Origin of the sequence: Marivibrio halodurans (assembly GCF_017963645.1) — a bacterium.
Classification (GTDB): domain Bacteria; phylum Pseudomonadota; class Alphaproteobacteria; order UBA8366; family Aestuariispiraceae; genus Marivibrio; species Marivibrio halodurans.
On sequence record NZ_JAGMWN010000013.1, the window covers coordinates 64,516 to 91,355 of the forward strand.

Sequence of the window (26,840 nt, forward strand, 5' to 3'; positions counted from 1 at the left end):
TCCCTCTCGGCCCCCTTGCGGGGCGGCGTCAGAGCAGCACCCGCGCGCGGATCGTGCCGGTCAGCGCGCGAAGCTGGCGCACCAGTTCGTCCGCCGTCTCCGGGTCCATGCTGCCATCGGAATCCAGGACAACATAACCGATTTCGCCCTGGGTCTGGTAATACTGGCCGGCGATGTTGGCGCCGTTGCGCGCGAAGATCTCGTTCATGCGGCCCAACTCCCCCGGTACGTTGCGCTGCACCTGGATGAAGCGCGTGCCGGCGGGGTGGCGGGGAAGCTGTACTTCCGGGAAATTGACCGCGCCGACCGTGGTGCCGACATCGGAATAATCGATCAGCTTGCGCGCCACCTCGTCGCCTATGCGCTCCTGCGCCTCCTCGGTGGAGCCGCCGACATGCGGGGTCAGGATCACGTTGTCGAGGCCGCGCAACGCGCTCTCGAAGCTTTCCTTGTTGGAGCCCGGCTCCTTCGGGAAGACGTCGATCGCCGCGCCGGCCAGATGACCGTCCCGCAGCGCGGCGGCCAGCGCGTCGATATCGACGACCGTGCCGCGCGCATTGTTGATGAGATAGCTGCCCGGGCGCATGCGCGCGATCTGCTCCGCGCCGATCATCATTTCCGTCGCGGCCGTCGCGGGGACATGCAAGGTCACGACATCCGCGCGTTCCAGCAGCGCGTCGAGGCTTTCCATCGGCTCCGCATTGCCGTGGCGCAGGCGGTCGGTGTGATCGTAATAGACGACGCGCATGCCCATGGATTCGGCCAGAACGGCAAGCTGGCTGCCGATATTGCCGTATCCGACGATGCCGAGGGTCTTGCCGCGCACCTCGAAGCTGCCGGTGGCCGATTTGTCCCAGCGTCCCTCATGCGCCGCCTGGGCGCGCGGGAAGGTGCGGCGCATCAGCATCACGGTCTCCGCGATTGTAAGCTCGGCGACGCTTCGGGTGTTCGAGAAAGGGGCGTTGAAGACCGGAATCCCAAGATGATGCGCGGCTTCCAGGTCGACCTGATTGGTCCCGACGGAGAAACAGCCGATGGCGGCCAGTCGAGGGCAGGATTCAATCACCCGTCGCGTCACCTTGCTGCGCGAGCGCACGCCGAGGAAGCGCACATCCTGCAGCGCCTCGATCAACGCTTCCTCGTCCAGGGCGGTCTTAAGATGCTCGACATTGCGGTATCCGTTGGCGGCGAGTTGCTCCACCGCCGTGTTGGCGATGCCTTCGAGCAGCAGGAACTTCAGTTCGTGCTTGGGAACGGACGGGTTGGCGATCTTCGACATGGGAACGGGTCCCCTCGGTTTTCGGAAAGAATGAAAGCAGGGTGAAGGGCGCCGCGGGGGCGCGGACCATTGCCCGTGGCTTGTTTCACGACGACGGCGGAATGTCCAGCCACGCCCCCGTCCTATCCCGGGGATGCGCCGGTTCGTCGCGGATTGTCGGGGGATATCGGGAACGTTCGGCAATGAGAACGTTTCGGCTTTTTTTCCGTTGCGCGGGTTTTCCGCACTCCTTGCGGCTGCTAGGCTTCAAGGAGGCTAAGCGGGGAAAGACGAGAACGAACCGCACAACGACATGGAATGCCGGAAGGAGATCAGCGCATGAGCGCAGCGAAAGACGGCGACACGGTCAAGGTCCACTATACCGGTCGTCTGGAGGACGGGAGCGAGTTCGACAGCTCGCGCCAGCGGGAGCCGATCGAATTCAAGATCGGCGACGGCGAGATCCTGCCGGGCGTCGAGCAGGCGGTGGTCGGGCTGGAGCCGGGCGGCACCAACGAGGTGACGTTGCCGGCCGACGATGCCTATGGCCCGCGCCGTGACGACATGATCCAGGAGATCGAGCGCTCGGTCCTGCCGCAGGAGATCGAGCCGGAGGTCGGCCTCCAGCTCCAGGCGCAGTCGCCGAACGGCCAGCCGCTCCTCCTCACCATCACCGATGTGGGCGAGGAAAAGGTCACGGTCGACGCCAACCATCCGTTGGCCGGCAAGGACCTCACCTTCGAGGTCGAACTGGTCGAGGTGGTGAAGTAAGGGACGATACCCCTCGCGGCCCGCGAGGGGCGCGCGGAACCGCCCTTTTCGCGGCCCGTTAGGGGCGCGCGGAATCGGCATGTGAATCCGGGCCGGTCCGATGGGCCGTGCCCGGATTTTCGTGTTATGATCTAGGGCCGCCCGGTTCCGTCGCTTTCCACCCCGGCGGCGCGCAGTTCCCGGCCGAGCCGCCCGCCGAGCCACAGCAGGAACATCCGGAAATCGCTGACCAGCGACCAGAGCGGATGGGTGAATGTCGCCGGCCGGTTCCGTTCCACGGCCATATGCGCGATCCAGGCGGGGCCGTATCCCGCCACCAGGGCCGCCGGCAGAAACCGCCAGTCCGCCAGCACCGCCGCCAGCGCGAGGCAGAGAAGCGCCGCGCCCGTGCCCGCGAAATGCAGGACGCGCGTGCCGGGCCGCGCATGTTCGCGCAGATAATGCGGCCAGAAATCCCGATAGCGCGTGAATCGTGTCGTCCGCTCCGTCATGGAAGGGACTCTAATCCGCCACGCGGGCGTCTCCAACAGGGCGGTTTTGGAAGCCGGTTCCTGTTTGCCGTTTGCGGCGGCGGGGAACTGCGCTATGCAGCGATCCCATGGCCGGTTCCGTTTCCTCTCCGATCCTACCCCCGCTCGATCGGGCGCTTCTGCCGCCGTTGCTGGCGGGTGCCGCCATGCTTTGGGTCGCGGGTGTCACATTGCCGATCCTGCAGGTGACGAAGCTTTTCCTGTGGGAGGACGAGATCGTGATCTGGCGCGCGACCTTCCAGGTCTTCGAGGAAGGGGCGGCCGTCCTCGGCGTGATTCTGTTGCTCTTCACTCTCGTCCTGCCGGTGATGAAGCTGGTCTCGACCTGCTATGCCCTGGCGGCGCTGGCGCGGGCCCGCACGGCCCAGGCGGCCCGGGGCCTCGCCTGGATCGAACGGTTCGGGAAATGGTCGATGCTGGACGTCTTCGTGATCGCGGTCGCGGTCTTCGCGGCCAAGAGCGGTTGGCAGGCGGAGGCGACGGTGCGGCCCGGCCTTTATTGCTTCGCCGGCTTCGCGCTGTTGTCCTCGGGGCTCGCGCTGCGGGTCAAGCAACTGGCCCATCGCGCTGCCGTGATCGAGAGCCCCTGACCCTTCTTGCCTAATCCTTCTTGGACGAGATCATCAGCAGGAACGGCGTCGGCGCGTCGTCGTCATGGATCAGCGTGCCCATGGCCGTGACCACGCGATGATGGTCGCGGTTCGCGAAGGCGGCGTTCAATTCATAGTCGATGGGAACGCGCGGGAAGATTTCCCTGTCCACATGCTCCATGAAGGCGCGCACGACGCGAACCGGCGTCCGGTCGAGCAGATCGTCGTCCGCTTCGAAATCGTACCGGCCTTCGCTACCGCTCGCCGCGTCCATCATCCGTGCCGTGAATAGCGCCATGATCGCTCGCCCTCCCTTCGATTCATGGGTGGAAGGGGCGAACCATACGCCGGTTTTATGACGCTATGCGGACACACCCGCTGGCCGTGTCGCCCACGACGCGTTATTCCCTAAGCCCAAAGCCCTATTCAGGAGGCAGGATGCTGGATGTGACCGCGCCTTTCGGCGCCGGACTCGGGCCGGTCGGGCAGAGCGTGTTGATCCCGGCGCTCGCGGCGCTCGCCGTCGCGGCGCTCGTTCGCCTTCTCGGGGGCAAGGCGCGCGCGGCGCTGGCCGTGGCCTTGGGCCTCGGGGCCGCGCAACTGGCGATCGCCTGGGCCATCGGCGGCATGCCGAAGCTCGTGACGCCGGCGGCGGTGGATAAGCTCGTGCTGACGACCCTCGCCTTCGGACCGATCGCGGCGGGCATGTTGCGTCGCGGCCGGATGGAGCCGCGCGCCATCGCGCCGATCGCCGCGCTGGCGCCGGTGATATGGATTGCCTGGCCGCTCCTGGTTTCGCTCGACCCCGCGACATTGCCGCGGATCGTGGCCGCGCTCCTGGCGGCCGTCGCGGTCGCGCACGGGGTCGGCCGGGCGGAAGGGCGCGGCCTGCCCCTGCTGGTCGCGTTGATCGCGATCGGGCTGGCGGGCGTGGCGCTCTTCGGGGCGACCTATCGCATGGCGCAGCTTTTCTCCGGTCTGGCGGTTGGCGCCTTGGCCGCGCCGTTGGCGGTTCTTCTCGCCGGCGGGGCGGCCGGGGGGATCGGCGCGGCGGTGGTCGGCGCGCCCTTCCGGTCGGCGGCGATCGCGGGGCTGGCCTCCGGCGCGGCGATCCTGCTGCTCTTCACCGTTGGGCCGCCCGTGGCGATGGCATTGCTGCTGCCGGCGGTGCTGGCGGGGCAATTGGTGCCGCTGCTGCCCGGGGGAGGCCGGTCGGGAAGCGTCGCCGCGACGCTCATGACGCTGTCGCTCGCGGCTCTGTCGGTCGCGGGGGCCGTCCTTATCGCCTGGGCGACGAGCGAACCTCTCTATCTGGGCTGAGACAATCCACCGGCCGTCAACACTCTGTTGCGGGGCGGATGCCTTGAAACCGGGCGCGTCGTGCGCATCTTGTTCGCGGTAACGGGAGGAGGAGGAGCCACCCATGACCGCCACGCGTTACGATCCGGTCGCGCAGCTTCTGCATTGGGCGATGGCCGCGCTGATCGTCGGCAATTTCGCGCTCGGCCTCTATATGGACGGCTTGCCGCCGGCGCCGCGGACCATCGAATTCTATAATCTGCACAAATCCATCGGCCTCGTCGTGCTGCTGCTGGCGGTCGCGCGGATTATCTGGCGCTTGCGCCATCCCGCGCCGCCGCTGCCGGATTACCATCCGCGCTGGGAGCGGGCGGCCGCGACGGCGAGCCATCATCTGCTCTATCTGCTGATCTTCGCCCAGCCGTTGACGGGGCTGCTGATCGCCTTCGCATCCAAATATCCGACGACCGTGTTCGGCCTCTTCAACCTGCCGAGCCCGATCGCGGCGAGCGAACAACTGGCCGGCCTCGGCGGCGCGCTTCATTGGTGGGGGCAATGGGCGATGCTGGTGCTGGTCGCGATCCATGTCCTCGCCGCGTTGCGCCATCATTTCTGGCTACGCAACGACGTCCTGAAACGCATGCTTCCCGGAGGGTCCGCGTGAAATCCCTGTTCTTCCATAAGTTCACCCCCGTGATCGTCCCGATGCTCGCCGCGCTCGCGTTCGCGTCGTCCGCGCCGGCGCATGCCCAGGATGCGCCACTCTGGCGGATGCGGCCGGCGGAAAGCGCGCTGACCTTCACGGCCTATCAATCCGGCGATCCGATCGAGGGGCGGTTCGAGGATTTCGACGCCGTGATCCATTTCGACCCCGACCGCCCGGAGGCCGGCGCCGTCGAGGTGACGATCCGCACGGCCAGCGCCACCACCGACGATTCGATGCGTGACGGCACGCTGAAATCCGCCGATCTCTTCAATGTCGAGGCCTATCCGACCGCCCGCTTCACCGCCGACCGGTTCGAGAAGGCGGCGGGCGAGAACGCCTATATCGCGCCCGGGGAGTTGACGCTGCGCGGCGTCACCAAGCCCGTGAGCTTGCCCTTCACCCTGACGATCGAAGGGGAGGGGGCGGGCGCCACCGCGCATGCGGCGGGCGGCATCACGATCCAACGGCTCGACCATGGTGTCGGGCAGGGTGATTGGGAGGACACATCCACCGTCGGCAATGACGTGGATATCGCCATCGATATCCGCGCGGTCCGTCAATGAGGCGGGTGAACCGGCCCGCACGGTTCCGCGCGGCATCCGAGTCCGGACATCCGGTCCGGCCGATCCATTCGACCGAGACGAAGGAGCATCGCATCATGCCTCACATGACCAAGACCCTTTCCGGCCTCGCTTTCGCGGCGGGCGCCTTCGCCGCGATCACCCTCGCGCCCGCTCCGGCGGCGGCCGAGGCGGAGGAATATGAACTCGACAAGACGCACGCGGACGTCGTCTTCTGGGTCAGCCATCTGGGCTATTCCAACACCTGGGGCCGTTTCAACAGCATGGACGGCACGCTGGTCCTCGACCAGGAGGCGCCGGAGAACAGTTCCATCGCCATGGTGATCGACGCCGCCTCGATCGACACCAATCTGGGCAAGCGGGACGAGCATCTGCGCAGCCCCGATTTCCTGAATGCCGGGGAGTTTCCGGAAATCACCTTCTCCAGCACCGCGATCGAGAAGACCGGCGACAAGACCGCGACGGTCACCGGTGACTTCACGCTGGCCGGTGTCACCAAGACGATCAGCTTCGACGCGACCGTCAACAAGGTCGCGCCCTCCCCGATGGACAAGTCGAAGGAGATTGTCGGCCTGTCCGCCGAGACGACGATCGACCGCACCGAATACGGTGTCGATTACGGTGCCGGCGCCATCGGTAACGAGGTGAGGATTTTCATGGAACTCGAATTCATCCGCGCGGTCGGGGGCTGAGCGCCCCTCTCGCGGAAAGTCCTATGGAAAAGCCCTCCGGTCCCACGGCCGGGGGGCTTTATCATGCGCCATTCTTTCCGGGTGTCGGCCCTGGCATCAGCCGGTGGTCGCGGTGCCCCGGGCGGGTTCGCTCTTCAGCGGGGCGACGACGACGTCGATCTCCGTCCCGCCGTCGATCGGCATGATGCGCACGGTCGCGAATCGTTCGTCCCGGACATAGGTGATCGAGGTACGCTTGGAGCGCACGATCGCCGTCTCCCGCCAGCCGTAATTGGGCATCGACCGGCGCATGAACTCCACCACCTGGACCAGGGAATAGCCGTCGGCGCGCATTACCACCTGGCCCGTCCATGTCTCGTCGTCGCCGATGATGACGGTATCGCCCAGCAGCACCTCCGAGCCCGGCGCGACTGGCAGCGAGGGAAGCTGCATCATGTCCGGCGGCATCTCCGCGTCCTGCTGACCGGCGCTGGAATCGCCGGAAATCGGCGTTCCGCCCCCGGCCGCGACGCGCGACGAACCGCCGCCACCGCCCAGACTGCCATTGACGCAGGCCCCCAGCATCGGCACCAGCGCGAGCGCGAGAAGGGCCCGCCAGGAAATGCCCCACCGGTGCCGACGTGCCGATCGCCGCGAAGTCCTATCGGTTCCTTGCAAGGGAAGGCCCGCCCTCAGCCAATCATCCATTTCCGATTGGGCCGTGATTCGCGCTTACCCTTCAAGGATCAATCGCGCGTGGCCAGAAGGGCGCGCGCGCGGTCCAGATCCTCGGCCGTGTCGACGCCGAGCGGCACGGTCTCCACCGCCGCCACGTCGATGCGCATGCCGGCCTCCAGCGCGCGGAGCTGCTCCAGCTTTTCCCGGCGCTCCAGCACGCCGGGCGGCAGCGCGACGAACCGGTCCAGCGCCGCGCGCCGATAGGCATAGAGGCCGATATGGTGATAGAGCGGCCCGTCCCCCCATGGCGCGGTCGCGCGGGTGAAGGTGAGCGCACGGGCGATGCGCCGTTCCGCCGTCAGCGGCGCCACCGCCTTCACGACATTGGGGTTGTCGCGTTCCTCGTCGCGCACGATCCGGGCAGCCAGCGTGGCGATGTCGACCGCCGGGTCGCGGGCGAGCGGCTCCAGCGCCGCGCGGATCAGCCGGGGGTCGAGGGTCGGCAGATCGCCCTGCACATTGACCACGGTGTCATAGCGCCCGTCCGGGTCGCGCGTGGCGAGAGCCGCATGGATGCGGTCGGAACCCGACGGCAGGTCCGGGTCGGTCAGCACCGCCTCGCCGCCGGCGGCGGTGACGGCCTCCACGATCGCGGCTTCCCCGGCGGCCACCAGCACGGGGCCGGTATCGGCCTCCATCGCGCGGCGCCAGACCTGGACGATCATGGGAAGGCCCGCGATATCCGACAGCACCTTGTCGGGCAGGCGGGTGGAGCCGAGGCGGGCGGGAATGACGGTGATGACCTGCATGGTTTCGGGACGCTATCTTCCGGAGAGTGGGATCGCCGTTTCGCCCGGCCGGGACAATTGGTCGCGTTCGCGGAGTCCCCGGAACGGGTGGAATGGCGCGCGCGGCCCATCATCGCGCCGGATGGCGGCATTGATTAAGGCGCGGCGACAGGATATATCGCACCGTCATGGGGGCAACCGGTTTGTCGAGGACGCGTCGCCACGCGTCCGGGCCGCGAAACCGGTTTGCGTTCGAAATATCGGTGACGGACGGTTCGCGTGCGACCCGTCGATGACTTGGGGAACGGTCCATGGCGAAAGACGCGCTTTTTTGGAACAAGATCGCGGGCGCGGTGCTTACCGCCGGCCTGATGGCCATGGTGGTGGGGGAGGTTTCCGGCATCCTGTATCACGCGGAGGAGCCGGAGGAGCAGATCTTCACCATCGGCACCGGCGAGCAGCAGGCCGCCACCACCCAGCAGGCGCCGCAGGAGCCCGCCGGGCCCGAGCCGATCGCGCCGCTGCTGGCCTCCGCCGACCCGGCGGCGGGCGAGACGGTCGCGCGCAAGTGCGGAAGCTGCCACAGCTTCGAGAAGGGCGGCCCCAACAAGGTCGGCCCGAACCTCTACAACGTCGTCGGCGCCGAGATCGCCCATCACGAGGGCTATAGCTATTCCAGCGCGTTGAGCGATCACGAGGAAAGCTGGACCTACGACAACCTGAACCACTTCCTCTACAATCCGAAGGATTTCGCGTCGGGCACCAAGATGACCTTCAACGGCGTCAAGGATACCGAGGACCGCGCGAACCTGATCGCCTATCTGCGCACCATGAACGACAACCCGCCGCCGCTGCCGGAGGAGTGATCCGGAGCGGACCCGTCGCGGGCGGGGCCATCCATTCGGGCGGACGGGGATCATCCCTCGTCCGCCCGTTTCATTTGCCATCCCGCTTTTGATCCGGACCCACGCAGGGGGAACGCCGTTGATGACCGATCCGTCCGCCGATTTCGTCGTTCCGGAGGCGTGGCTCGACCTCGCGCATGCGCTGGCGGATGCCGCGCGTCCGGTCGCGCGGCGCTATTTCCGTCAGCCGCTGGAGATCATCGCCAAGGCCGACGAAAGCCCGGTGACCATCGCCGACCGGGAGATCGAGCAGGCGATGCGCGCGCTGATCGAGGCCCGCTTCCCCGATCACGGCATCTTCGGGGAGGAATTCGGCCGCACGCGCGAGGATGCGCCGGTGCAATGGGTGCTGGACCCGATCGACGGGACGCAGGCCTTCATCACCGGCATGCCGATCTTTGGCACGCTGATCGCGGCCTGTTACCAGGGGCGCCCGGTGCTGGGCGTGGTCGATCAGCCGATCCTGGAGGAGCGCTGGGTCGGCGCGGCCGGTCATCCAAGCACCTTCCAGGGCGCGCCGATCCACACCAGCGGCTGCGCGGATCCGGGGGGCGCGACGCTCTATTCCACCCATCCCGACATGTTCGCCGGGCTGGGGCGCGCCGAGGATTACGGCCGGTTGACGGCGGCGGTGAAACGCACCCGTTTCGGCGGCGATTGCTATGCCTACGGCTTGCTGGCCAGCGGATGGGCCGATCTGGTGGTGGAGGCGATGCTGCAGCCCTATGATTACTGCGCGCTCGGGCCGATCGTGGAGGGCGCGGGCGGTGCCGTCAGCGATTGGGCCGGCGATCCCCTGACGATCACGAGCGACGGGACGGTCGTCGCGGCGGCGAGCCCGGCGCTCAACGTGGCGGCGCGCGGCCTGCTCAACCGGTAAGCCGGTGGAACGGGGCAATATCGGGGCGGCCTTGAGCTTGCCACGAAGACGCGCCATCTTGCCCCAAAGGTCCTCAAGGGCCAGGGACCGTCGGGAACAGGGAGCAGCCATGAACGCGCGCCGGATCACGCAATTTCTCGCCTCCGTCACGCTCTGCACGCTCGCCGGCTTCGCACCGGTTCTGATTGGCGTGGTTGCAAAGGCTCAGGAACCGGAACGGCACCACGGCTTCGCGATTCACGGCGACTTGAAATACGGCCCCGATTTCCCGCATTTCGACTATGTCAATCCGGACGCGCCGAAGGGCGGCACGGTGACCCGTCTCGGTCGGGGAACCTTCGACAGCCTCAATCCCTTCATCATCAAGGGCACGCCGGCGGGCGCGGCCGCGGCCGTCTACGACACGCTGATGACGCAGCCGATGGACGAGCCGAACACGGAATACGGCCTCCTGGCGGAGTGGATTTCGGTATCGGACGACAAACGCACGGTTACCTTCGGGCTCAGGCCGGAAGCGCGCTTCCATGACGGCCATCCGGTCGAGGCGACGGATGTGGTCTGGACCTTCGATACCCTTCGGGAGAAGGGCGCGCCCCTCTATCGCTATTATTACAGCGCGGTGGATAAGGCCGTCGCCGTGGACGCCCATACGGTCGAATTCCATCTGGGCGAGGGGATGAACCAGGAAATGCCGGTGATCCTCGGCCAATTGCCGGTGCTGCCTGAACATTACTGGGCGGACAAGGATTTCGCCACGACGACGCTGGAGCCGCCGCTCGGCTCCGGCCCCTACCGCGTCGCCGATGTGGATGCGGGAAAGGCGATCACCCTGGAGAGGGTCGAGGATTATTGGGGCGCCGATCTGCCGGTCAATATCGGCATCAATAATTTCGACCGGATCGTTTATCAATATTACCGCGACCCCGTCGTCGCGATCGAGGCGCTGAAGGCCGGCGAGATCGATATCCGTTACGAGAATTCCTCGAAGTTCTGGGCCACCGCCTATGATGTCCCGGCGGTCGAGAAGGGACGGTTGATCAAGCGGGAATTTCCGCATCACCGCGTGGCACCGATGCAGGGATACATCTTCAACCTGCGCCGGCCGCTGTTCCAGGACCCGAAGGTGCGGGAAGCGCTGACCTATCTCTGGAATTTCGAGTGGGTCAACAAGACCATCATGTATGACAGCTATGTCCGCACCGACAGCTATTTCGACAATTCCGACCTGGAGGCGACGGGCACGCCCGGGCCGTTGGAGATGGAGGTGCTGGAGCCGCTGCGCGACCAGCTGCCGCCGCGCGTCTTCACCCAGGATTATGCCCCGCCCGCCTCCGCGCCCACCGACATGGACCGGAACAATCTGAAGGCCGCGTTGGGTCTGCTGAAGGAAGCGGGCTGGGTCGTCAATGAGAACCGCAAGCTGGTCCATGGCGAGACCGGGGAGCCCTTCGCCTTCGAGATCCTGCTGCATTCCGATCAGTTCGTTCCCCACACCCAGTCGCTGGAGCGCGCGGTGGAACGGCTGGGCGGTGACGTGGAAATCCGCCCGGTCGACGATGCGCAATATCAGAACCGCGTCGACAATTTCGATTTCGACATGACGATCGAACTGTTCGGGCAATCGCACAGTCCCGGCAACGAACAATTGGATTTCTGGGGCAGCGCCGCCGCCGACCGGCCCGGAAGCCGTAATGCGATCGGCATAAAGAACCCGGCGATCGACACGCTGATCGAGAAGCTGATCGCCTCTCCCGACCGGGAGACGCTGGTCGCCCGGACCAAGGCGCTGGATCGGGCATTGCTGTGGAACTTCTATCTGATCCCGATGTATCACAGCGAGGCCGATCGCTATATCTATTGGGACAAGTTCGGTATCCCGGAGACGGTTCCCTCCCAGGGCATGACGCCGGAAATCTGGTGGGTCGATCCGGAGAAGGCGGCCGCATTGGGCAAGGCCGGCTAGGCGATCGGATGAGGGGGCGATGATGGCGGCGCGCGCGGGGGTGTCCTGATCCATGCTGGCCTATGTCGTTCGCCGCCTGCTGTTGATCGTGCCGACCCTGCTGGCGATCCTGACCATCAATTTCGTGATCATCCAGACGGCGCCCGGCGGGCCGATCGACCGCTTGATCGCGGGCCTCAAGGGCGAGGTGACGGGGGCCGCGGGCCGGGTGGCCGGCGGGGCCGGGGACACGGCCGGGAACGGTGAAGGCGCCGCGCGCGGCGGCGACACGCGCGGCAGCCGCGGCCTCGACCCCGAATTCATCGCCGAGTTGGAGCGCGAGTTCGGCTTCGACAAGCCGATGCACGAGCGCTATTTCGCGATGCTCGGCGATTATCTGAGCTTCGATTTCGGGGACAGCTATTTCCAGGACCGTTCCGTCATTCAACTGGTGATCGACAAGATGCCGGTGTCGATCTCGCTCGGTCTGTGGACGACGCTGCTGACCTATCTGATCGCGGTGCCGCTCGGCATCCGCAAGGCGGTGCGGGACGGCACGCCCTTCGACGTCTGGACATCGGGGGTGTTGATCGTCGGATATGCTATTCCGAACTTCCTCTTCGCGGTTTTGCTGATCGTGCTGTTCGCGGGCGGCAGCTATTTCGATCTGTTCCCGTTGCGCGGCCTCGTCTCCGACGATTGGGCGACGTTGAGCTGGCCGATGAAGATTCTCGATTATTTCTGGCACCTGGCGCTGCCGCTGCTGGCCATGGCGGTCGGCATGTTCACCGCGCTCGCCATGCTGACCAAGAACAGCTTCCTGGAGGAGATCAACAAGCAGTATGTGATCACCGCCCGGGCCAAGGGGCTGGCGGAGCGGCGCGTGCTCTACGGCCATGTCTTCCGCAACGCGATGCTGATCGTGATCGCGGGCTTCCCCAGCGCCTTCATCCGCATCCTGTTCACCGGCGCCCTGCTGATCGAGGTGATCTTCTCCCTCGACGGGCTTGGCCTGCTGGGCTTCGAGGCGGCGCTCAATCGCGACTATCCGGTGATGTTCGGCACGCTTTATATCTTCACGCTGATCGGGCTGCTGCTCAATCTGGTGAGCGATATTACCTACACCCTCGTCGATCCGCGCATCGACTTCGAGCGGCGGGAGGGCTGATCCCATGGACGCGCCCATGCAGACGGCGAAGCCCGACCGGTTCCTCGGCCTGCGCGTCGCGCCGCTGACCCGCCGCCGGCTCGATCGGTTCAAGCAGAACCGGCGCGGCTATTGGTCCTTCTGGATATTCATCGTCCTGGTCGTCCTCTCGCTCTTCGCGGAGGTGATCGCCAACGACAGGCCGCTGATCGTTCACTATGACGGTGGTTGGTACTTCCCCGTGGTCGAGGTGGTGCCGGAGACCGACTATGGCGGCTTCTTCGAGACGGAAGCCGTCTATACCGACGCCGCCGTCCAGGAGTTGATCGAGGAGAAGGGCTGGATGATCTGGCCCTTGATTCCCTACGACTATCGCGCGCCGGCGACCGATCTGACCGGCCCGGCGCCGACGCCGCCGGATGCGAACCACTGGCTCGGCACCGACGACGCGGCGCGCGACGTGGTGGCGCGCACGATCTACGGCTTCCGGATATCGGTGCTGTTCGGATTGGCGCTTACCGTGCTCAGCAGCGTGGTCGGCGTGATGGTCGGGTTGATGCAGGGCTATTTCGGCGGGCTCACGGACCTGATCGGCCAGCGGGCGATCGAGGTGTGGAACGGCCTGCCCGAACTCTTCATGCTGATCATCCTGGCGGCCATCGTGCAGCCCAGCTTCTGGTGGCTTCTGGGGCTGATGCTGTTGTTCAGCTGGCCGACGCTGGTCGGCCTCGTGCGGGCGGAGACGCTGCGCGCGCGTAATCTCGACTATGTCCGGGCGGCCAAGGCGCTGGGCATCTCGGACAGCACCATCATGGTGCGCCATGTGCTGCCCAACGCCATGGTCGCGACCCTGACCTTCCTGCCCTTCATCGCGACGGGATCGGTGACGACGCTGACGGCGCTCGACTTCATCGGCTTCGGCTTGCCGCCGGGCTCGGCCTCGCTCGGCGAGTTGCTGAAGCAGGGGAAGGAGAATCTGCAGGCGCCCTGGCTCGGCCTGACCGGGTTCTTCGTGATCGGCGCGATGCTGACGCTTCTGATCTTCATCGGCGAGGCGGCGCGCGACGCGTTCGACCCGCGCAAGACGATGCTGTAGGAGAATAGCCGATGAGCGACGAGTCCCCCCTGCTTCGGATCGACAACCTCTCCGTCGCCTTCGCCATGGGCGGGGCGGAGCCGGTCGAGGCCGTGCGCGGCGTCTCCTTCGAGGTGCGCCGGGGGGAGACCGTGGCGCTGGTGGGGGAGAGCGGTTCGGGAAAGTCGGTCTCGGCGCTTTCGATCCTGCAACTCCTGCCCTATCCGGTCGCCTCGCACGCGCCGGGCAGCTCCGTCAAATTCAAGGGTCAGGAATTGGTCGGCGCCCCGGAACCCGCCTTGCGCAAGGTGCGGGGCAACGAGATCGCGATGATCTTCCAGGAGCCGATGACCAGCCTCAACCCGCTGCACACGATCGAGAAGCAGGTGGGCGAGGCGCTGTTGATCCATAAGGGGATGAGCCGGTCACAGGCGCGCCCGCGTATCCTGGAGCTGCTGGACCTCGTCGGCATCCGCGATCCGGAAAGCCGTCTCGACGCCTATCCGCACGAACTGTCCGGCGGTCAACGCCAGCGCGTGATGATCGCCATGGCGCTGGCCAACGACCCGGATCTGTTGATCGCGGACGAGCCGACGACCGCCCTCGACGTCACCATCCAGGCGCAGATCCTGAAGCTGCTGAAGGATCTGCAGGACCGCTTCGGCATGGCGATCCTCTTCATCACCCACGATCTGGGTATCGTGCGGCGAATGGCGGAGCGGACCTGCGTCATGCAGGCGGGCGAGATCGTGGAGCAGGGGGAGACCCGGGCCCTGTTCGACGCGCCCAGCCATGCCTATACCCGCAAGCTTCTGGCCGCCCAGCCTTCCGGCGTGAAGACGCCGCCGGCCGCCGACGCGCCCGTCGTGATGGCGGGCGATGCGCTCAAGGTCTGGTTCCCGATCAAGCAGGGCATCCTGCGCCGCACGGTCGATCATGTGCGCGCGGTGGACGGTATCTCGCTCACCGTGCGCGAAGGCCAGACCGTCGGCGTGGTGGGGGAGAGTGGATCGGGCAAGACGACGCTCGCCATGGCTTTGCTGCGGCTGATCGGCGCGCGTGGCGGCATAAGGTTCGACGGGGAGGCGATCGACGGCCTGGACGGTAAGGCGCTGCGCCGTCTGCGGCGGCGCATGCAGGTGGTTTTCCAGGACCCGTTCGGCAGCCTCAGCCCCCGCCTCTCGGTCGCGGAGATCGTGGGGGAGGGGCTGGCCGTCCACGGCATCGGCGATGCGGCCGAGCGCGACCGGCTGGTGGTCGAGGCGCTGCGGGAGGTGAAGCTCGACCCCGAGGCGCGCCATCGCTATCCGCATGAATTCTCCGGTGGCCAGCGTCAGCGCATCGCGATCGCGCGCGCCATGGTGCTGAAGCCCCGATTCGTGGTGCTGGACGAGCCGACCAGCGCCCTCGACATGTCGGTCCAGGCGCAGATCGTCGATCTGCTGCGCGACCTTCAGGCGCGGCACAAGCTGGCCTACCTCTTCATCAGCCACGACCTGAAGGTCGTGCGCGCCATGGCGGACGAGGTGATCGTGATGAAGGACGGCCGGGTGGTCGAGGCCGGCCCCGCCAGCGATATCTTCGACGCGCCCCAGGCGGACTATACCAAGGCCCTGATGGCCGCGGCCTTCGATCTGGAGGCGATCGAGAGCGGGGTCGTCAACGTCTGACACGTCCGCCCCGCGCGTCGTTTCCTATCCGTCGTCCCGTTTCTTCGCGCGCGGATGCGCCTTGGCGTATTCGGCCATCAGGCGCGCCGAATCGACTTCCGTATAGCGCTGGGTGGTGGAAAGGGAGCTGTGGCCCAGCAGTTCCTGGATCGCGCGCAGATCGCCCCCCGCCGCCAGAAGATGGGTGGCGAAGCTGTGGCGCAGGGCATGCGCGCTGGCGCTTTCCGGCAGGCCGAGGGCCTCGCGCGCCTGACGCATGACGCGTCGCGCCTGACCGGAGTCGAGCGCGCCGCCACGCACGCCGACGAAAAGCGGACGCTCGGCCTCCGCCGCGTGCGGACAGGCCGCCAGATAATCCGCGATGGCCGCGCGCACCGCGGGCAGCACGGGGACCATGCGCTGCTTGTTTCCCTTGCCGGTGACGGTCAGTTGGTCGTCCTTGGGTGCCTCCCCCACGCTCAGCGCCAGCGCTTCCGCCATGCGCAGCCCGCAGCCATAGAGCAGCGTCGCCAACGCCACGTCCCGTTTCGCGACCCATTCCTGGCGGGCGCCGTCGCCGACCGTCCCGATCATCGCTTCCGCATCCGGTTGGGACAGGGGTTTGGGCACGGCGCGCGGTACCTTCGGGCTTCGGATCATTTGGATCGCGGGGCATTCGGCGCGCCCGGTCTTGGCCGTCCAGGCGAAGAAGGTGCGCAGGGCGGAGAGCTGGCGCGCGCGGCTCGCCGGGATCACGCCGTCGGCCGCGCGCTCAGCCAGCCAGGCCCGGAAAGCACGGGGCTCCAGCCGCGACAGGCGCTTCAGGGTCGGCGGCTCGCCCTCATAAACCTGTAGGAAGGAGAGGAATTGCCGGATATCGCGGCCATAGGCCTCGACCGTCTTGGGGCTCGCCCGGCGCTCGTCCGAAAGCCAGCGCAGGAAATCCCGATGGGCGGCGGCGATATCCGTGTCGTCGGCGAGGTCGATCATGGGCCCCGGCCTCTATGTATGCATCATGCTCTAGGCGGCATGCCCCAGCCAAATCCGGATCAACTGGCTCAGAACCCGGGAGAGGAAGGCGATAAGCTCCGTCGCCTGGCCGGGGTGAAACTTGTCCTCGTCGCGATGACCGAAGGCGAGCAGCGCGGGTGGGCTCTGGCTCGATATCTCCAACCGCACCAGCGCGTCGGAGCGGATGAGCGGGGCCGCGCCCGCGAAGATTTCCGGATCGCCCGACACGTCCGCGCGCAGCAGATGCGATTTGCCGGTGCCGATCTGGCGGTCGACGAAGCCGGGAGGGACGAGAGTGACGGTGCGGATAGGGAAGCTTTCCGCCCGGGCGCTCTCCACGCAGAGCACGACCGCATCCATGTCGAGAATCATGGGAAGGTCGGTCTGCACGGTCTCGACCAGCCGCTCGAAGCTGTCCGCGCCGAGAAGCGCCATGACCGCGTCATGGATACGCGTCGTGCTGGTCAGGTTGTCGCGGCTGGTGTCGATCAACTCCTGGGCGACGTCGGTGGCGTCTTCCTTCTCGCGCCGCAGGCGGCGGATCAGGGCGGTCTGGAAGTCCGCGATATTGTCGCCGCTGGCCGGCTGGGAAGGCGGGTCGAGCACGCTGAGTAGGTCGGGCCGCCGGGCCAGGAAATCGGGATGCGCGCACAGATAATCCGCTACCTGCTCCGCGTTCGGCGGGGCCGGTATCCGGCTGTCGCTTTCCGGTTTCTGACTCATCGCGGCCTTCCCCCTCCGCCCATTCGATCACACGATTGTCTTCGTAGCGTGATTCGCTCCGGCCGGAAACGGCCCACCCTTAAAGAATGGTTTGGCCGGTTTTCTTCCAGTCCGCCAGGAAGGCATCCAGCCCCTTGTCGGTCAGCGGATGGCCGTAGAGTTGGCGCAGCACCTTCGGCGGCACGGTCGCGACGTCGGCGCCCAGCTTGGCCGCCATGACCACATGCTGCGGTCCGCGCACGGAGGCGACGAGGACCTCCGTATCGAAGTCGTACTGCGCGTAGATCTGGCAGATATCCGCGATCAGCTCCATCCCGTCCTGGCCGACATCGTCCAACCGGCCGACGAAGGGCGAGATGAAGGCGGCACCCGCCTTGGCGGCCAGCAGCGCCTGGGCGGCGGAGAAACAAAGCGTCACATTGACCATCACGCCCTTGTCGCTGAGCGCCTTGCAGGTCTTCAGCCCGTCGACCGTCAACGGCACCTTGACCGCGATGTTGTCGGCGATGGCGGCGAGCTTCTCGCCTTCCTTCAGCATGGTCTCGAAATCGGTCGCGACGCATTCGGCGCTGACCGGTCCGTCGACGATGCCGGCGATTTCCTCGACCACTTCCAGGAAGCTTCGCCCGGTCTTGGCGACCAGCGAGGGATTGGTGGTGACGCCGTCGACCATGCCGGTCGCGGCCAAATCGCGGATGTCGTCGAGATCGGCGGTATCGATGAAGAACTTCATGGTGAATGGCCCCCTGGGTGCGGTCGATGGCGCGGTACGCGGCGCGCGGCCCTCGCTATCCCGATTCGCCCCCGTTTGTCCGGGGGACGTGGATCGGCTCGCGACATGGGGGGAATCGCTGCTAGAACGCTTCCCATCATGGCGACTTCCGATGATACAGCGCGGCGCGCGTCGCACCCGGCTCTTTTCGGCTCTGAGGAACGGCGGGTCAAGGTGCTGCTGCCGCTTCCCCTGGGGGGGGCCTATGATTACCGGTTGCCGCCGGACATGACCGCGCGGCCGGGGCAGTTCGTGCGCGTGCCGCTTTCCAATCGCGAGATGGTCGGCGTGGTCTGGGACCCGCCGGAGGAGGAGGACGCGTCCACCGTGCCGGCGTCGAAGCTGCGCGATGTGGAGGCGGTGCTGAACGCACCGCCGCTGCCGGCGGAAAACCGGCGCCTTGTCGAATGGATCGCGGCCTATGTGTTGAGTCCTCCCGGCGCGGTCCTGCGCATGGCGATGAGCGTGCCGAGCGCGCTCGACCCGCCGCCGACCCGCACCGCCTATGTCCTCTCCGACACGCCGCCGGAGGTGCGTACCACCCCGGCGCGCGCCCGGGTGATCGAGCGTGCCCGCGAGGGCATGGCGCTTCCCGCCGCCGACCTGGCGCGGGAGGCGGGGGTGACGCCCGGCGTGGTGCGCGGCCTCGCCGATGCCGGGGTTCTGGTGCCTGTCCAGGTGCGCGAGCGGGCCGATTGGCCGGACCCCGATTCGGAACGCGCCGGCCCCGCCCTTTCCGAGGCGCAGCGCGCGGCGGCCGATTCGGTCGTGGCGAAGGCGCGTGCGGGCGGTTTCTCCGTGACGCTGATCGACGGCGTCACCGGTTCCGGCAAGACGGAGGTCTATTTCGAGGCCATCGCCGCCGCCCTGCGGGCGGGCCGCCAAGTGCTGGTCCTGCTACCGGAAATCGCGCTCGGCGCGCAATGGCTGGAACGCTTCACCAAGCGTTTCGGCGTCGCGCCGGCGGAATGGCATTCCGACCTGACCGCCGCCCAGCGCCGCGCGACCTGGCGCGGCGTGGCGGAAGGGCGTGTCCGGGTGCTGGTCGGCGCGCGTTCCGGCCTGCATCTGCCCTTTCCCGACCTCGGCCTCATCGTCATCGACGAGGAGCATGATCAGAGCTTCAAGCAGGAGGATGGGGTTATCTATCACGCGCGCGACATGGCGGTCGTGCGCGCCCATATCGGCGATTTCCCGATCCTTTTGGCGAGCGCGACGCCCTCGCTGGAGACCGTGACGAATTGCGAGTCCGGTCGGTATGCGCGCCTCGTCCTGCCCGAACGCCACGGCGGGGCCGATCTGCCGACGATCGAGATGGTCGATCTGCGCCGTCATCCGCCGCCGCGCCAATCCTGGATCGCGCCGCCGCTGCGCGAGGCGCTGGAACAGTGCCTCGCGCGGGGGGAGCAGGCGCTTCTCTTCCTCAATCGCCGGGGCTATGCGCCGCTTACCCTATGCCGGGCCTGCGGACATCGGTTGGAATGTCCGAACTGCAATGCCTGGCTGGTGGAGCATCGCTTCTCCCGCCGGCTGGAATGTCATCATTGCGGCCATTGGATCCCCATGCCGGAAGAATGCCCGGAATGCGGCGCGGCCGATCAGATGGCGGCTTGCGGTCCGGGGGTGGAACGGCTGGCGGAGGAGGCGGCGGCCCTTCTGCCCGATGCGCGAATGGAACTCGCGACCTCCGACACGCTGATGGGGCCGCTGGCGGCCGCGGCCTTCGTCGACCGCATGGCGACGGGGGAGACCAATCTGGTCATCGGCACTCAGATCGTTGCCAAGGGGTATCATTTTCCCCTGCTGACGCTGGTCGGCGTGGTGGACGCGGATTTGGGCCTCGAAGGAGGCGATCTGCGGGCGAGCGAACGGACCTTCCAACTATTGAGTCAGGTGGCCGGGCGCGCCGGGCGCGCCGGGCACAAGGGGCGGGTTCTGTTGCAGACGGCGAACCCGGACGCGCGGGTGCTGAGCGCGATCGCGGCGGGCGATCGCGACGGCTTCCTTGCCGCCGAGGCGGAGGCGCGCAAGGCCGGCGGCTGGCCACCCTTCGGCCGCTTGGCGGCGCTGATCGTCTCCGGCCCGGAGGAACGGCCGGTGGAGGAGACGGCCCGCGCGCTCGCCCGGGCGGCGCCGGTGGCCGACGGGGTGCGTGTGCTGGGGCCCGCGCCGCCGCCGCTTGCCCTGCTGCGCGGGCGGTTCCGTCGCCGGCTGTTGCTGAAGGCGGATCGCGCGATCAGCGTGCAGAAGGCGCTGCGCGATTGGATCGGCCATGTGAAGGTGCCGAATCAGGTGCGTCTGCATGTCGATGTGGACCCCTATAACTTCATGTGACTAACTTCATGTGACCGGCATGGAATGCGCCAACGGTCCGGTTCGTTCGGAAAGGGGGGGGCGACCTGGGAAGCGTGCCGTTCTTCCTCCCCTTCGCGAGACGCAAGGGTAAGGTGTCGAGGTCGGTTCGGGGCGGCCATGTTGCGCCGCAGGGTGGGGCGCGGTCGATTTCTCTCGAATCCGAGGTTTTTCGGGAGCCGTGGCATGTTGCAAGGCCCGGACCCGTGTGGTAAATCGCCGCCAACTTGGGGCGAGCACGAAAGTGCGCGCCGGGTTCGTAAAGCGAGGGGCTTTGACCGAATCGCGACGGGCCGACCGCGGGGAGTGTCGCGGCCGGCCTGCCGGTACGGAACCCGGACGGAGAGTCGGGATTAAGGTCCTCGGGGGCACACGACGGCGGTCGGGCGCTGGCGCGCGGCCGCCTCTCGCAGCAGGGGTTTCCCAATCGTGGCAGCCAAAGGTGGCGTTTCAGACATCGCCGATCGCTATGCGCACGCGCTGTTCGATCTGGCGGACGAGAACAAGCAGTTGGATGCGGTCGCGGAGGATCTGCGCACGCTTTCCGCGCTGATCGCCGAAAGCGATGACATGACGCGCCTCGTGCGCAGCCCGGTCCTCAGCCGGCAGGAGCAGGGCAAGGCCATGGCCGCGCTGCTCGACAAGATGGAAGCCTCCGATCTCACGCAGAAATTCGTGGCCCTGGTCGCGGCCAAGCGGCGTCTTTTCGCGCTGCCGGCGATCGCGCGGGCCTATCTGGAGGAGTTGGCGCGGCGCCGCGGCGAGGTTGTCGCGGACGTCACCGTCGCGCAGGAACTGTCCGACCAGCAGAAGGAGGCGCTCGAAGCGGCGCTGAAGCAGGCGGTCGGCGGCAAGGTATCGATGGATCTCACGGTGGACCCGTCCCTGCTGGGCGGCCTCGTGGTCAAGGTCGGCAGCCATATGGTGGACTCGTCGCTCAGCGGGAAGCTGCAGCGGTTGAAGTTTGCGATGAAGGGAGCTTAAGGGCATGGAACTCCGCGCCGCGGAAATCTCCGCGATTCTCAAGGACCAGATCGCGAATTTCGGGGCCGAGGCGGACGTCGCCGAGGTCGGTCAGGTTATTTCCGTCGGTGACGGTGTCGCCCGCGTCTACGGGCTCGACAACGTCCAGGCCGGCGAAATGGTCGAATTCAAGAGTGGCGTGAAAGGCATGGCGCTCAACCTCGAAACCGACAATGTCGGTGTCGTGATCTTCGGTTCCGACCGCGAGATCGCCGAGGGTGACACGGTCAAGCGCACGGGCGCGATCGTGGACGTGCCGGTCGGCAAGGGCCTGCTCGGCCGCGTGGTCGACGCGCTCGGCAATCCGATCGACGGCAAGGGCGAGATCGAGGGCGACGAGCGTCGCCTGGTCGAGGTCAAGGCGCCGGGCATCATCCCGCGCAAGTCGGTGCACGAGCCGGTGCAGACCGGCATCAAGGCGCTCGACGCGCTGGTCCCGATCGGCCGCGGTCAGCGTGAGTTGATCATCGGCGACCGTCAGACCGGCAAGACCGCCGTGGCGATCGACGCGATCATCAACCAGAAGACGGTGAACGCGGGCGACGACGAGAAGAAGAAGCTCTACTGCATCTATGTCGTCGTCGGTCAGAAGCGCTCGACCGTCGCGCAGGTGGTGAAGACGCTCGAGGACAAGGGCGCGATGGACTATTCCGTCGTCGTCGCCGCGACCGCGTCGGATGCCGCGCCGTTGCAGTTCCTGGCCCCCTATGCCGGATGCGCCATGGGCGAGTATTTCCGCGACAACGGCATGCATGCGCTGATCATCTACGATGACCTGTCCAAGCAGGCCGTCGCCTATCGTCAGATGTCGCTGCTGCTGCGCCGCCCGCCGGGCCGTGAAGCCTATCCGGGCGACGTGTTCTACATCCACTCCCGCCTGCTCGAGCGCGCGGCGAAGATGAACGACGATCTCGGCGCGGGGTCGCTGACGGCGCTGCCGGTCATCGAGACCCAGGGCAACGACGTCTCGGCGTTCATTCCGACCAACGTGATCTCGATCACCGACGGGCAGATCTTCCTGGAGACGAACCTCTTCAACAAGGGTGTCCGTCCGGCCATTAACGTCGGCCTGTCGGTCAGCCGCGTGGGCTCCTCGGCCCAGACGAAGGCGATGAAGAAGGTCGCCGGCTCGGTGAAGCTGGAACTCGCGCAGTATCGCGAGATGGAGGCTTTCTCGCAGTTCGCCTCCGATCTCGACGCGGCGACCCAGAAGCTTCTGGCGCGCGGCGCGCGCCTGACGGAGCTGTTGAAGCAGCCGCAATATCAGCCGCTCAAGGTGTCGGAGCAGGTGCTGTCGATCTATGCCGGCACGCATGGCTATCTCGACAAGGTTCCGACCGGCGACGTCACCAAGTACGAGGCCAAGCTGCTCGAATATGCGCGCAACGAGGGCAAGGCCGTGCTGGACGAGATCGACAGCAAGGGCGAACTGCCGGAGGACCTGGAGAAGAAGATGGTCGAGTTGCTCGACGCCTTCGCCAAGGTCTACGCGTAAGCCGGCTCCGGTAACGGAGAGCCAGGGTCAGAACCTAGCGAAGACGGACGGCCCGGGCGGGCCGGCGGACGCGGTGAAAGCGGTCGCCCACGCCACGCCCAGGCGGGCCATCCGATCGGGAGGCGCCAGTAGATGCCCAGTTTGAAGGACTTGCGCGGGCGGATCAAAAGCGTCCAATCGACACGCCGGATTACCTCGGCGATGAAGATGGTCGCGGCCGCGAAGCTCAAGAAAGCCCAGGAAGCCGCCGAGGATGCGCGCCCCTATGCCGAGCGGATGGAGCGCATGCTCTCTTCCCTCGCCGCCGGGATCGTGCCGGAGAACGCGCCGCCGTTGCTCGCCGGCACGGGCTCGGAGAAGGTGCACCTGCTGGTCGTCGTTACCTCCGACCGCGGTCTGTGCGGCGGGTTCAACGGCTCGATCGCGCGGGCGGTCAAGGCGCGGATCAAGTCGCTGGAGGACCAGGGGCAGGAGGTCAAGCTCATCGCCATCGGGCGCAAGGGCGTGACCTTGCTGCGCCGCGATCACAATCACCGCATGGTCGAGAAGTACGAGGAGCTGCTGAAGCCGGCCCCCGCCTTCGAGCATGCGGACGAAGTGGTCCAGCGCATCATGCGGATGTTCGAGGACGGCGAATTCGACGTCTGCACGGTCTACTACAACAAGTTCGTCTCGGCGCTGACCCAGGAGGTCACCCCGTTGCAGCTCATCCCCTTCCAGATGCCGGAAAGCCCGGATGAGGAAGCGGGCGACGGCGGCGGTACCGGCTCCGGCGGCGGCGCGCAGTATGAGTTCGAGCCGAACGAGGAGACGATCCTCGCCAGCCTCCTGCCGAAGAACCTCTCGGTGCAGGTTTACCGGGCGATGCTGGAGAGCTTCGCCTCCGAGCAGGGCGCGCGCATGACCGCGATGGACAACGCGACCCGCAATGCCGGCGAGATGATCGACAGCCTCAGCATCACCTACAACCGGATGCGCCAGGCCCAGATCACGAACGAACTGATCGAAATTATCTCGGGCGCCGAAGCGCTCTGACGAACGGACGTAACGAGGAGCTAACCCATGGCTAAGAACAGCGTTGGCAAGATCACCCAGGTGCTCGGCGCCGTCGTCGACGTCCAGTTCGACGGCGAGCTTCCGCCGATCCTGAACGCGCTGCACACCGACAACCAGGGCAAGACGCTGGTGCTCGAGGTCGCGCAGCACCTTGGCGAGAACACGGTCCGCACCATCGCGATGGACACGACCGAGGGTCTGACCCGTGGTCAGGAAGTGGTCGATCAGGATGGCCCGATCAGCGTGCCGGTCGGCCCGCAGGTGCTCGGCCGCATCATGAACGTGATCGGCGAGGCGATCGACGAGCGCGGCGACGTGAAGACGGAGAAGCGTTATCCGATCCACCGTCCGGCGCCGGAATATATCGATCAGGCGACGGAGACCGAGCAGCTCGTCACGGGCATCAAGGTCATCGACCTTCTGACCCCCTATCCGAAGGGCGGTAAGATCGGCCTGTTCGGCGGCGCGGGCGTCGGCAAGACCGTGCTGATCATGGAGTTGATCAACAACATCGCGAAGGGCCATGGCGGCTATTCCGTCTTCGCCGGCGTCGGCGAGCGGACGCGCGAGGGCAACGACCTCTATCACGAGATGATGGAATCCGGCGTCATCCAGCCGGACGGCGACAGCAAGGCGGCCCTGGTCTATGGCCAGATGAACGAGCCGCCGGGCGCGCGTGCCCGTGTCGCCCTGGCCGGCCTGACCCAGGCGGAATATTTCCGCGACGAGGAAGGCCAGGACGTGCTCTTCTTCGTGGACAACATCTTCCGCTTCACCCAGGCGGGCTCCGAGGTCTCGGCCATGCTGGGCCGTATTCCCTCGGCGGTGGGCTATCAGCCGACGCTCGGCACCGACATGGGCGCCATGCAGGAGCGCATCACCTCCACCAAGAAGGGCTCGATCACCTCCGTGCAGGCCGTCTACGTGCCGGCGGACGATCTGACCGACCCCGCGCCGGCGACGACCTTCTCCCACTTGGACGCGACGACGGTTCTGTCGCGCTCGATCGCGGAGCTGGGCATCTATCCGGCGGTCGATCCGCTCGACTCCACCTCTCGTATCCTGGAGCCGGGCACGGTTGGCGAGGATCACTACCGCATCGCGCGGACGGTCCAGGAGACCCTGCAGCAGTACAAGAACCTGCAGGAGATCATCGCCATTCTGGGCATGGACGAGCTTTCGGAAGAGGACAAGCTGACGGTCGCGCGCGCGCGCAAGATCCAGCGCTTCCTGTCGCAGCCCTTCCACGTCGCGGAGGTCTTCACCGGCAGCCCGGGCAAGTATGTCGAGCTGGAAGACACCATCAAGGGCTTCAAGGCCATCGTCGCCGGCGATCACGACGACCTGCCGGAGGCCGCCTTCTACATGGTCGGCACGATCGACGAGGCCGTCGAGAAGGCCAAGAAGATGGCGAAGGACGCGGCCTAAGAAGGCCCGTCCGGTCCGCCGGTTCGAAGTTTCCCTTTAGGGCGTTCGAGGAAGGATAGCCGATGGCCGACAAGATTGGCTTCGACGTGGTCTCCCCGGAGCGGCTGCTCCTCTCCGAGGATGTCGACATGGTCGTCATCCCGGCCGAGGAGGGCGATATGGGCGTGATGGCCGGCCACGCGCCGGTGATCGCCAATGTTCGTCCGGGCACCATCGCCGTCTTCAGCGGCAACAGCGTCCAGAAGCGCTATTTCGTCGCCGGCGGCTTCCTGGAAGTCACCGGCGAGCGCTGCACCGTTCTGGCCGAGCAGGCCACGCCGATCGAGGATATTGATATTTCGGCGACCCAGTCCCAGATCAAGGATCTGAGCGAGGACGTGTCGCATGCGAAGGACGAGCGTGAGAAGGAGGCCGCCGAGGCCGATCTCGCGCTGGCCCGCGCCAAGCTCCAGGCCGCTGAATCCCCCGCCTATAAATAAGTGGGCCGGTGACGGGGCCTGAGGGGCGGGCTGACCCCGGTGGGCCGTGAATCCGGCTCGGCGTTCGTCCTCCGATAAATACCGGCGGTATCCGGGTCCGACCACGGGATCCCGGGCCGACCGGTAGGATGGTCGATGATAGGGGCGGTCGCGATGCGGCCGGGAGATTGCCGATGAAAGCTGGATGGACTCTCGACGATATCGCTTGGGACAAGTTCGATGCGGACAAGGTCAATCCGGAGGTCGTGAAGCTCATCAAGGCTGCTGCCCTAGTCGAGCATAACGGCGCCGATTACACCGAATATCTGTGCAACGTCTTCTCGGGCGACCCGGAATTCCAGGACGATGTCCGTGTCTGGGGCCGGGAGGAAATCCAGCATGGAAAGGCGCTGGCGGCCTGGGCCGAGAAGGTTGATCCGAGCTTCGATTTCGATGCGGCCTTCCAGCGCTTCCTGGACGGCTACCGTCTGCCGCTAGAGGCGACGGATTCGGTGCGCGGATCGCGTTCCGGAGAGTTGGTGGCGCGTTGCATCGTCGAGACGGGGACGAGCAGCTTCTATTCCGCCATCGCGGAATCGACCGACGAACCTGTCCTGAAGCAGATTTGCCGGGCCATCGCGGCCGACGAGTTCCGTCACTATAAGCTGTTCTACGACAGCCTTCGGAAATATCTCGATGTCGAGGGGCTGGGGCGCCTTGGCCGCCTCAAGGTCGCGATCGGCCGTATCAACGAGACCGAGGACGACGAGCTCAGCTACGCCTATTACGCCGCCAACCTTCATGGCACGGAAGATTACGACCGGGAGCGGTGCCACCGCCTCTATATGGCCCCGGTTTATAAGAATTATCGCCGGCAGCATATGGACCGCGCGGTCTCGATGATCGCGAAGGCGAGCGGTATCCGTCTTTACGAGCCGGTTCGCAAGGCGGTCGCCAGGATCATGCTGAACCGCATTCATCGCCAGGCGGAGAAATTCGAGGCGGTTCGGGCCGAGGCGCGGGCGGTCTGACGGGGCAACGCCCTATTGCTT

The 26,840-nt window shown here is 66.5% G+C and carries 27 protein-coding genes; 19 read left to right on the forward strand and 8 right to left on the reverse strand.

The annotated features are described in order from the left end of the window. Positions 1-28 precede the first annotated feature (28 nt). A complete protein-coding gene (serA, locus tag KAJ83_RS18300; protein ID WP_210683562.1) occupies positions 29-1,279 on the reverse strand; it encodes a phosphoglycerate dehydrogenase in 1,251 nt (416 codons plus the stop codon). A 318-nt stretch (positions 1,280-1,597) separates the two neighbouring features. Between serA and KAJ83_RS18305 the strand changes: the two genes are divergently transcribed. Then, complete coding sequence (locus tag KAJ83_RS18305; protein ID WP_210683563.1) at positions 1,598-2,029, forward strand: FKBP-type peptidyl-prolyl cis-trans isomerase; 432 nt, start codon at positions 1,598-1,600, stop codon at positions 2,027-2,029. Positions 2,030-2,160: 131 nt separating this feature from the next. Here KAJ83_RS18305 and KAJ83_RS18310 read toward each other — a convergent pair whose 3' ends face one another. After that, positions 2,161-2,520 carry an Mpo1-like protein gene (locus tag KAJ83_RS18310; RefSeq protein WP_210683564.1) on the reverse strand — a complete coding sequence of 120 codons (360 nt, stop codon included), beginning with the start codon at positions 2,518-2,520 and terminating at the stop codon, positions 2,161-2,163. Between the two features lie 107 nt (positions 2,521-2,627). On the opposite strand from KAJ83_RS18310, the gene KAJ83_RS18315 reads away from it, so the two are divergent. Next, the gene (locus KAJ83_RS18315) at positions 2,628-3,149 is read left to right on the forward strand and encodes a paraquat-inducible protein A (RefSeq protein ID WP_210683565.1); all 522 of its coding nucleotides are present in this window, start codon (positions 2,628-2,630) and stop codon (positions 3,147-3,149) included. 10 nt (positions 3,150-3,159) lie between these two features. Here KAJ83_RS18315 and KAJ83_RS18320 read toward each other — a convergent pair whose 3' ends face one another. Then, on the reverse strand, positions 3,160-3,447 hold the full coding sequence (locus KAJ83_RS18320) for a hypothetical protein (protein WP_210683566.1): 288 nt from the start codon (positions 3,445-3,447) through the stop codon (positions 3,160-3,162). A gap of 140 nt (positions 3,448-3,587) precedes the next feature. Between KAJ83_RS18320 and KAJ83_RS18325 the strand changes: the two genes are divergently transcribed. The 4 genes from KAJ83_RS18325 to KAJ83_RS18340 all read left to right on the forward strand — a co-directional run bounded on the left by KAJ83_RS18325 (position 3,588) and on the right by KAJ83_RS18340 (position 6,427). Then, positions 3,588-4,469, forward strand: coding sequence for a hypothetical protein (locus tag KAJ83_RS18325; protein ID WP_210683567.1), 882 nt, complete (start codon positions 3,588-3,590; stop codon positions 4,467-4,469). 103 nt (positions 4,470-4,572) lie between these two features. Next, positions 4,573-5,112 carry a cytochrome b gene (locus KAJ83_RS18330; protein ID WP_210683568.1) on the forward strand — a complete coding sequence of 180 codons (540 nt, stop codon included), beginning with the start codon at positions 4,573-4,575 and terminating at the stop codon, positions 5,110-5,112. Further along, the gene (locus tag KAJ83_RS18335) at positions 5,109-5,717 is read left to right on the forward strand and encodes a YceI family protein (protein ID WP_210683569.1); all 609 of its coding nucleotides are present in this window, start codon (positions 5,109-5,111) and stop codon (positions 5,715-5,717) included. The genes KAJ83_RS18330 and KAJ83_RS18335 overlap by 4 nt, the downstream gene beginning before the upstream one ends. A gap of 95 nt (positions 5,718-5,812) precedes the next feature. Next, a complete protein-coding gene (locus KAJ83_RS18340) occupies positions 5,813-6,427 on the forward strand; it encodes a YceI family protein (protein ID WP_210683570.1) in 615 nt (204 codons plus the stop codon). A gap of 96 nt (positions 6,428-6,523) precedes the next feature. On the opposite strand, the gene KAJ83_RS18345 is transcribed toward KAJ83_RS18340, so the two are convergent. Together KAJ83_RS18345 and KAJ83_RS18350 are read right to left on the reverse strand one after the other, a co-directional pair. After that, a complete protein-coding gene (locus KAJ83_RS18345; RefSeq protein WP_210683571.1) occupies positions 6,524-7,084 on the reverse strand; it encodes a hypothetical protein in 561 nt (186 codons plus the stop codon). Between the two features lie 68 nt (positions 7,085-7,152). Then, a complete protein-coding gene (locus KAJ83_RS18350) occupies positions 7,153-7,893 on the reverse strand; it encodes a 3-deoxy-manno-octulosonate cytidylyltransferase (protein ID WP_210683572.1) in 741 nt (246 codons plus the stop codon). A 290-nt stretch (positions 7,894-8,183) separates the two neighbouring features. On the opposite strand from KAJ83_RS18350, the gene KAJ83_RS18355 reads away from it, so the two are divergent. The 6 genes from KAJ83_RS18355 to KAJ83_RS18380 all read left to right on the forward strand — a co-directional run bounded on the left by KAJ83_RS18355 (position 8,184) and on the right by KAJ83_RS18380 (position 15,491). Then, positions 8,184-8,738 carry a c-type cytochrome gene (locus KAJ83_RS18355; protein WP_210683573.1) on the forward strand — a complete coding sequence of 185 codons (555 nt, stop codon included), beginning with the start codon at positions 8,184-8,186 and terminating at the stop codon, positions 8,736-8,738. A 121-nt stretch (positions 8,739-8,859) separates the two neighbouring features. Continuing rightward, positions 8,860-9,657 (forward strand): histidinol-phosphatase, encoded by a 798-nt coding sequence (gene hisN / locus KAJ83_RS18360; protein ID WP_210683574.1) that lies wholly within the window; start codon positions 8,860-8,862, stop codon positions 9,655-9,657. A gap of 109 nt (positions 9,658-9,766) precedes the next feature. Then, a complete protein-coding gene (locus tag KAJ83_RS18365; RefSeq protein WP_210683575.1) occupies positions 9,767-11,620 on the forward strand; it encodes an extracellular solute-binding protein in 1,854 nt (617 codons plus the stop codon). Positions 11,621-11,672: 52 nt separating this feature from the next. Continuing rightward, the gene (locus tag KAJ83_RS18370; protein WP_210683576.1) at positions 11,673-12,767 is read left to right on the forward strand and encodes a microcin C ABC transporter permease YejB; all 1,095 of its coding nucleotides are present in this window, start codon (positions 11,673-11,675) and stop codon (positions 12,765-12,767) included. A gap of 16 nt (positions 12,768-12,783) precedes the next feature. Beyond that, entirely contained in the window at positions 12,784-13,842 is a 1,059-nt protein-coding gene (locus KAJ83_RS18375) for an ABC transporter permease (RefSeq protein WP_210683577.1), read from the forward strand. An 11-nt stretch (positions 13,843-13,853) separates the two neighbouring features. Beyond that, positions 13,854-15,491, forward strand: a complete 1,638-nt coding sequence (locus tag KAJ83_RS18380; protein ID WP_210683578.1) for an ABC transporter ATP-binding protein — start codon at positions 13,854-13,856, stop codon at positions 15,489-15,491. A gap of 24 nt (positions 15,492-15,515) precedes the next feature. Here KAJ83_RS18380 and KAJ83_RS18385 read toward each other — a convergent pair whose 3' ends face one another. From KAJ83_RS18385 to fsa, 3 genes are all read right to left on the reverse strand, one after another. Further along, positions 15,516-16,460, reverse strand: a complete 945-nt coding sequence (locus KAJ83_RS18385) for a tyrosine recombinase XerC (RefSeq protein WP_210683579.1) — start codon at positions 16,458-16,460, stop codon at positions 15,516-15,518. Positions 16,461-16,490: 30 nt separating this feature from the next. After that, positions 16,491-17,204 (reverse strand): DUF484 family protein, encoded by a 714-nt coding sequence (locus KAJ83_RS18390; RefSeq protein WP_210683580.1) that lies wholly within the window; start codon positions 17,202-17,204, stop codon positions 16,491-16,493. Positions 17,205-17,283: 79 nt separating this feature from the next. Beyond that, complete coding sequence (gene fsa, locus KAJ83_RS18395; protein WP_210683581.1) at positions 17,284-17,937, reverse strand: fructose-6-phosphate aldolase; 654 nt, start codon at positions 17,935-17,937, stop codon at positions 17,284-17,286. A gap of 138 nt (positions 17,938-18,075) precedes the next feature. On the opposite strand from fsa, the gene KAJ83_RS18400 reads away from it, so the two are divergent. The 7 genes from KAJ83_RS18400 (at position 18,076) to KAJ83_RS18430 (ending at position 26,819) form a co-directional block, all read left to right on the forward strand. Continuing rightward, complete coding sequence (locus tag KAJ83_RS18400) at positions 18,076-20,310, forward strand: primosomal protein N' (RefSeq protein WP_210683582.1); 2,235 nt, start codon at positions 18,076-18,078, stop codon at positions 20,308-20,310. Positions 20,311-20,757: 447 nt separating this feature from the next. Beyond that, positions 20,758-21,312 (forward strand): F0F1 ATP synthase subunit delta, encoded by a 555-nt coding sequence (locus tag KAJ83_RS18405; protein WP_210683583.1) that lies wholly within the window; start codon positions 20,758-20,760, stop codon positions 21,310-21,312. Between the two features lie 4 nt (positions 21,313-21,316). Then, positions 21,317-22,846 (forward strand): F0F1 ATP synthase subunit alpha, encoded by a 1,530-nt coding sequence (atpA, locus tag KAJ83_RS18410; protein ID WP_210683584.1) that lies wholly within the window; start codon positions 21,317-21,319, stop codon positions 22,844-22,846. A 132-nt stretch (positions 22,847-22,978) separates the two neighbouring features. Further along, positions 22,979-23,881, forward strand: coding sequence for a F0F1 ATP synthase subunit gamma (locus KAJ83_RS18415; RefSeq protein ID WP_210683585.1), 903 nt, complete (start codon positions 22,979-22,981; stop codon positions 23,879-23,881). A 27-nt stretch (positions 23,882-23,908) separates the two neighbouring features. Further along, positions 23,909-25,330 (forward strand): F0F1 ATP synthase subunit beta, encoded by a 1,422-nt coding sequence (atpD, locus tag KAJ83_RS18420; protein WP_210683586.1) that lies wholly within the window; start codon positions 23,909-23,911, stop codon positions 25,328-25,330. A 62-nt stretch (positions 25,331-25,392) separates the two neighbouring features. Beyond that, positions 25,393-25,809: a F0F1 ATP synthase subunit epsilon gene (locus tag KAJ83_RS18425; RefSeq protein ID WP_210683587.1), complete on the forward strand. Its 417-nt coding sequence runs from the start codon at positions 25,393-25,395 to the stop codon at positions 25,807-25,809. Positions 25,810-25,982: 173 nt separating this feature from the next. Continuing rightward, positions 25,983-26,819: a ferritin-like domain-containing protein gene (locus KAJ83_RS18430; protein ID WP_210683588.1), complete on the forward strand. Its 837-nt coding sequence runs from the start codon at positions 25,983-25,985 to the stop codon at positions 26,817-26,819. Positions 26,820-26,840: the final 21 nt, after the last annotated feature.

Excerpts from the sequence above, each read along its gene's own strand:
- KAJ83_RS18330 (WP_210683568.1), top strand. The coding sequence starts at position 4,573 with ATGACCGCCACGCGTTACGATCCGGTCGCGCAGCTTCTGCATTGGGCG.
- KAJ83_RS18350 (WP_210683572.1), bottom strand. The coding sequence starts at position 7,893 with ATGCAGGTCATCACCGTCATTCCCGCCCGCCTCGGCTCCACCCGCCTG.
- KAJ83_RS18370 (WP_210683576.1), top strand. The coding sequence starts at position 11,673 with ATGCTGGCCTATGTCGTTCGCCGCCTGCTGTTGATCGTGCCGACCCTG.
- atpA (WP_210683584.1), top strand. The coding sequence starts at position 21,317 with ATGGAACTCCGCGCCGCGGAAATCTCCGCGATTCTCAAGGACCAGATC.
- KAJ83_RS18315 (WP_210683565.1), top strand. The coding sequence starts at position 2,628 with ATGGCCGGTTCCGTTTCCTCTCCGATCCTACCCCCGCTCGATCGGGCG.
- atpD (WP_210683586.1), top strand. The coding sequence starts at position 23,909 with ATGGCTAAGAACAGCGTTGGCAAGATCACCCAGGTGCTCGGCGCCGTC.
- KAJ83_RS18305 (WP_210683563.1), top strand. The coding sequence starts at position 1,598 with ATGAGCGCAGCGAAAGACGGCGACACGGTCAAGGTCCACTATACCGGT.
- KAJ83_RS18430 (WP_210683588.1), top strand. The coding sequence starts at position 25,983 with ATGAAAGCTGGATGGACTCTCGACGATATCGCTTGGGACAAGTTCGAT.
- KAJ83_RS18365 (WP_210683575.1), top strand. The coding sequence starts at position 9,767 with ATGAACGCGCGCCGGATCACGCAATTTCTCGCCTCCGTCACGCTCTGC.
- hisN (WP_210683574.1), top strand. The coding sequence starts at position 8,860 with ATGACCGATCCGTCCGCCGATTTCGTCGTTCCGGAGGCGTGGCTCGAC.
- KAJ83_RS18355 (WP_210683573.1), top strand. The coding sequence starts at position 8,184 with ATGGCGAAAGACGCGCTTTTTTGGAACAAGATCGCGGGCGCGGTGCTT.
- KAJ83_RS18325 (WP_210683567.1), top strand. The coding sequence starts at position 3,588 with ATGCTGGATGTGACCGCGCCTTTCGGCGCCGGACTCGGGCCGGTCGGG.
- KAJ83_RS18380 (WP_210683578.1), top strand. The coding sequence starts at position 13,854 with ATGAGCGACGAGTCCCCCCTGCTTCGGATCGACAACCTCTCCGTCGCC.
- KAJ83_RS18390 (WP_210683580.1), bottom strand. The coding sequence starts at position 17,204 with ATGAGTCAGAAACCGGAAAGCGACAGCCGGATACCGGCCCCGCCGAAC.
- KAJ83_RS18425 (WP_210683587.1), top strand. The coding sequence starts at position 25,393 with ATGGCCGACAAGATTGGCTTCGACGTGGTCTCCCCGGAGCGGCTGCTC.
- fsa (WP_210683581.1), bottom strand. The coding sequence starts at position 17,937 with ATGAAGTTCTTCATCGATACCGCCGATCTCGACGACATCCGCGATTTG.
- KAJ83_RS18320 (WP_210683566.1), bottom strand. The coding sequence starts at position 3,447 with ATGGCGCTATTCACGGCACGGATGATGGACGCGGCGAGCGGTAGCGAA.
- KAJ83_RS18385 (WP_210683579.1), bottom strand. The coding sequence starts at position 16,460 with ATGATCGACCTCGCCGACGACACGGATATCGCCGCCGCCCATCGGGAT.
- KAJ83_RS18340 (WP_210683570.1), top strand. The coding sequence starts at position 5,813 with ATGCCTCACATGACCAAGACCCTTTCCGGCCTCGCTTTCGCGGCGGGC.
- KAJ83_RS18310 (WP_210683564.1), bottom strand. The coding sequence starts at position 2,520 with ATGACGGAGCGGACGACACGATTCACGCGCTATCGGGATTTCTGGCCG.
- KAJ83_RS18400 (WP_210683582.1), top strand. The coding sequence starts at position 18,076 with ATGGCGACTTCCGATGATACAGCGCGGCGCGCGTCGCACCCGGCTCTT.
- KAJ83_RS18415 (WP_210683585.1), top strand. The coding sequence starts at position 22,979 with ATGCCCAGTTTGAAGGACTTGCGCGGGCGGATCAAAAGCGTCCAATCG.
- KAJ83_RS18375 (WP_210683577.1), top strand. The coding sequence starts at position 12,784 with ATGCAGACGGCGAAGCCCGACCGGTTCCTCGGCCTGCGCGTCGCGCCG.
- serA (WP_210683562.1), bottom strand. The coding sequence starts at position 1,279 with ATGTCGAAGATCGCCAACCCGTCCGTTCCCAAGCACGAACTGAAGTTC.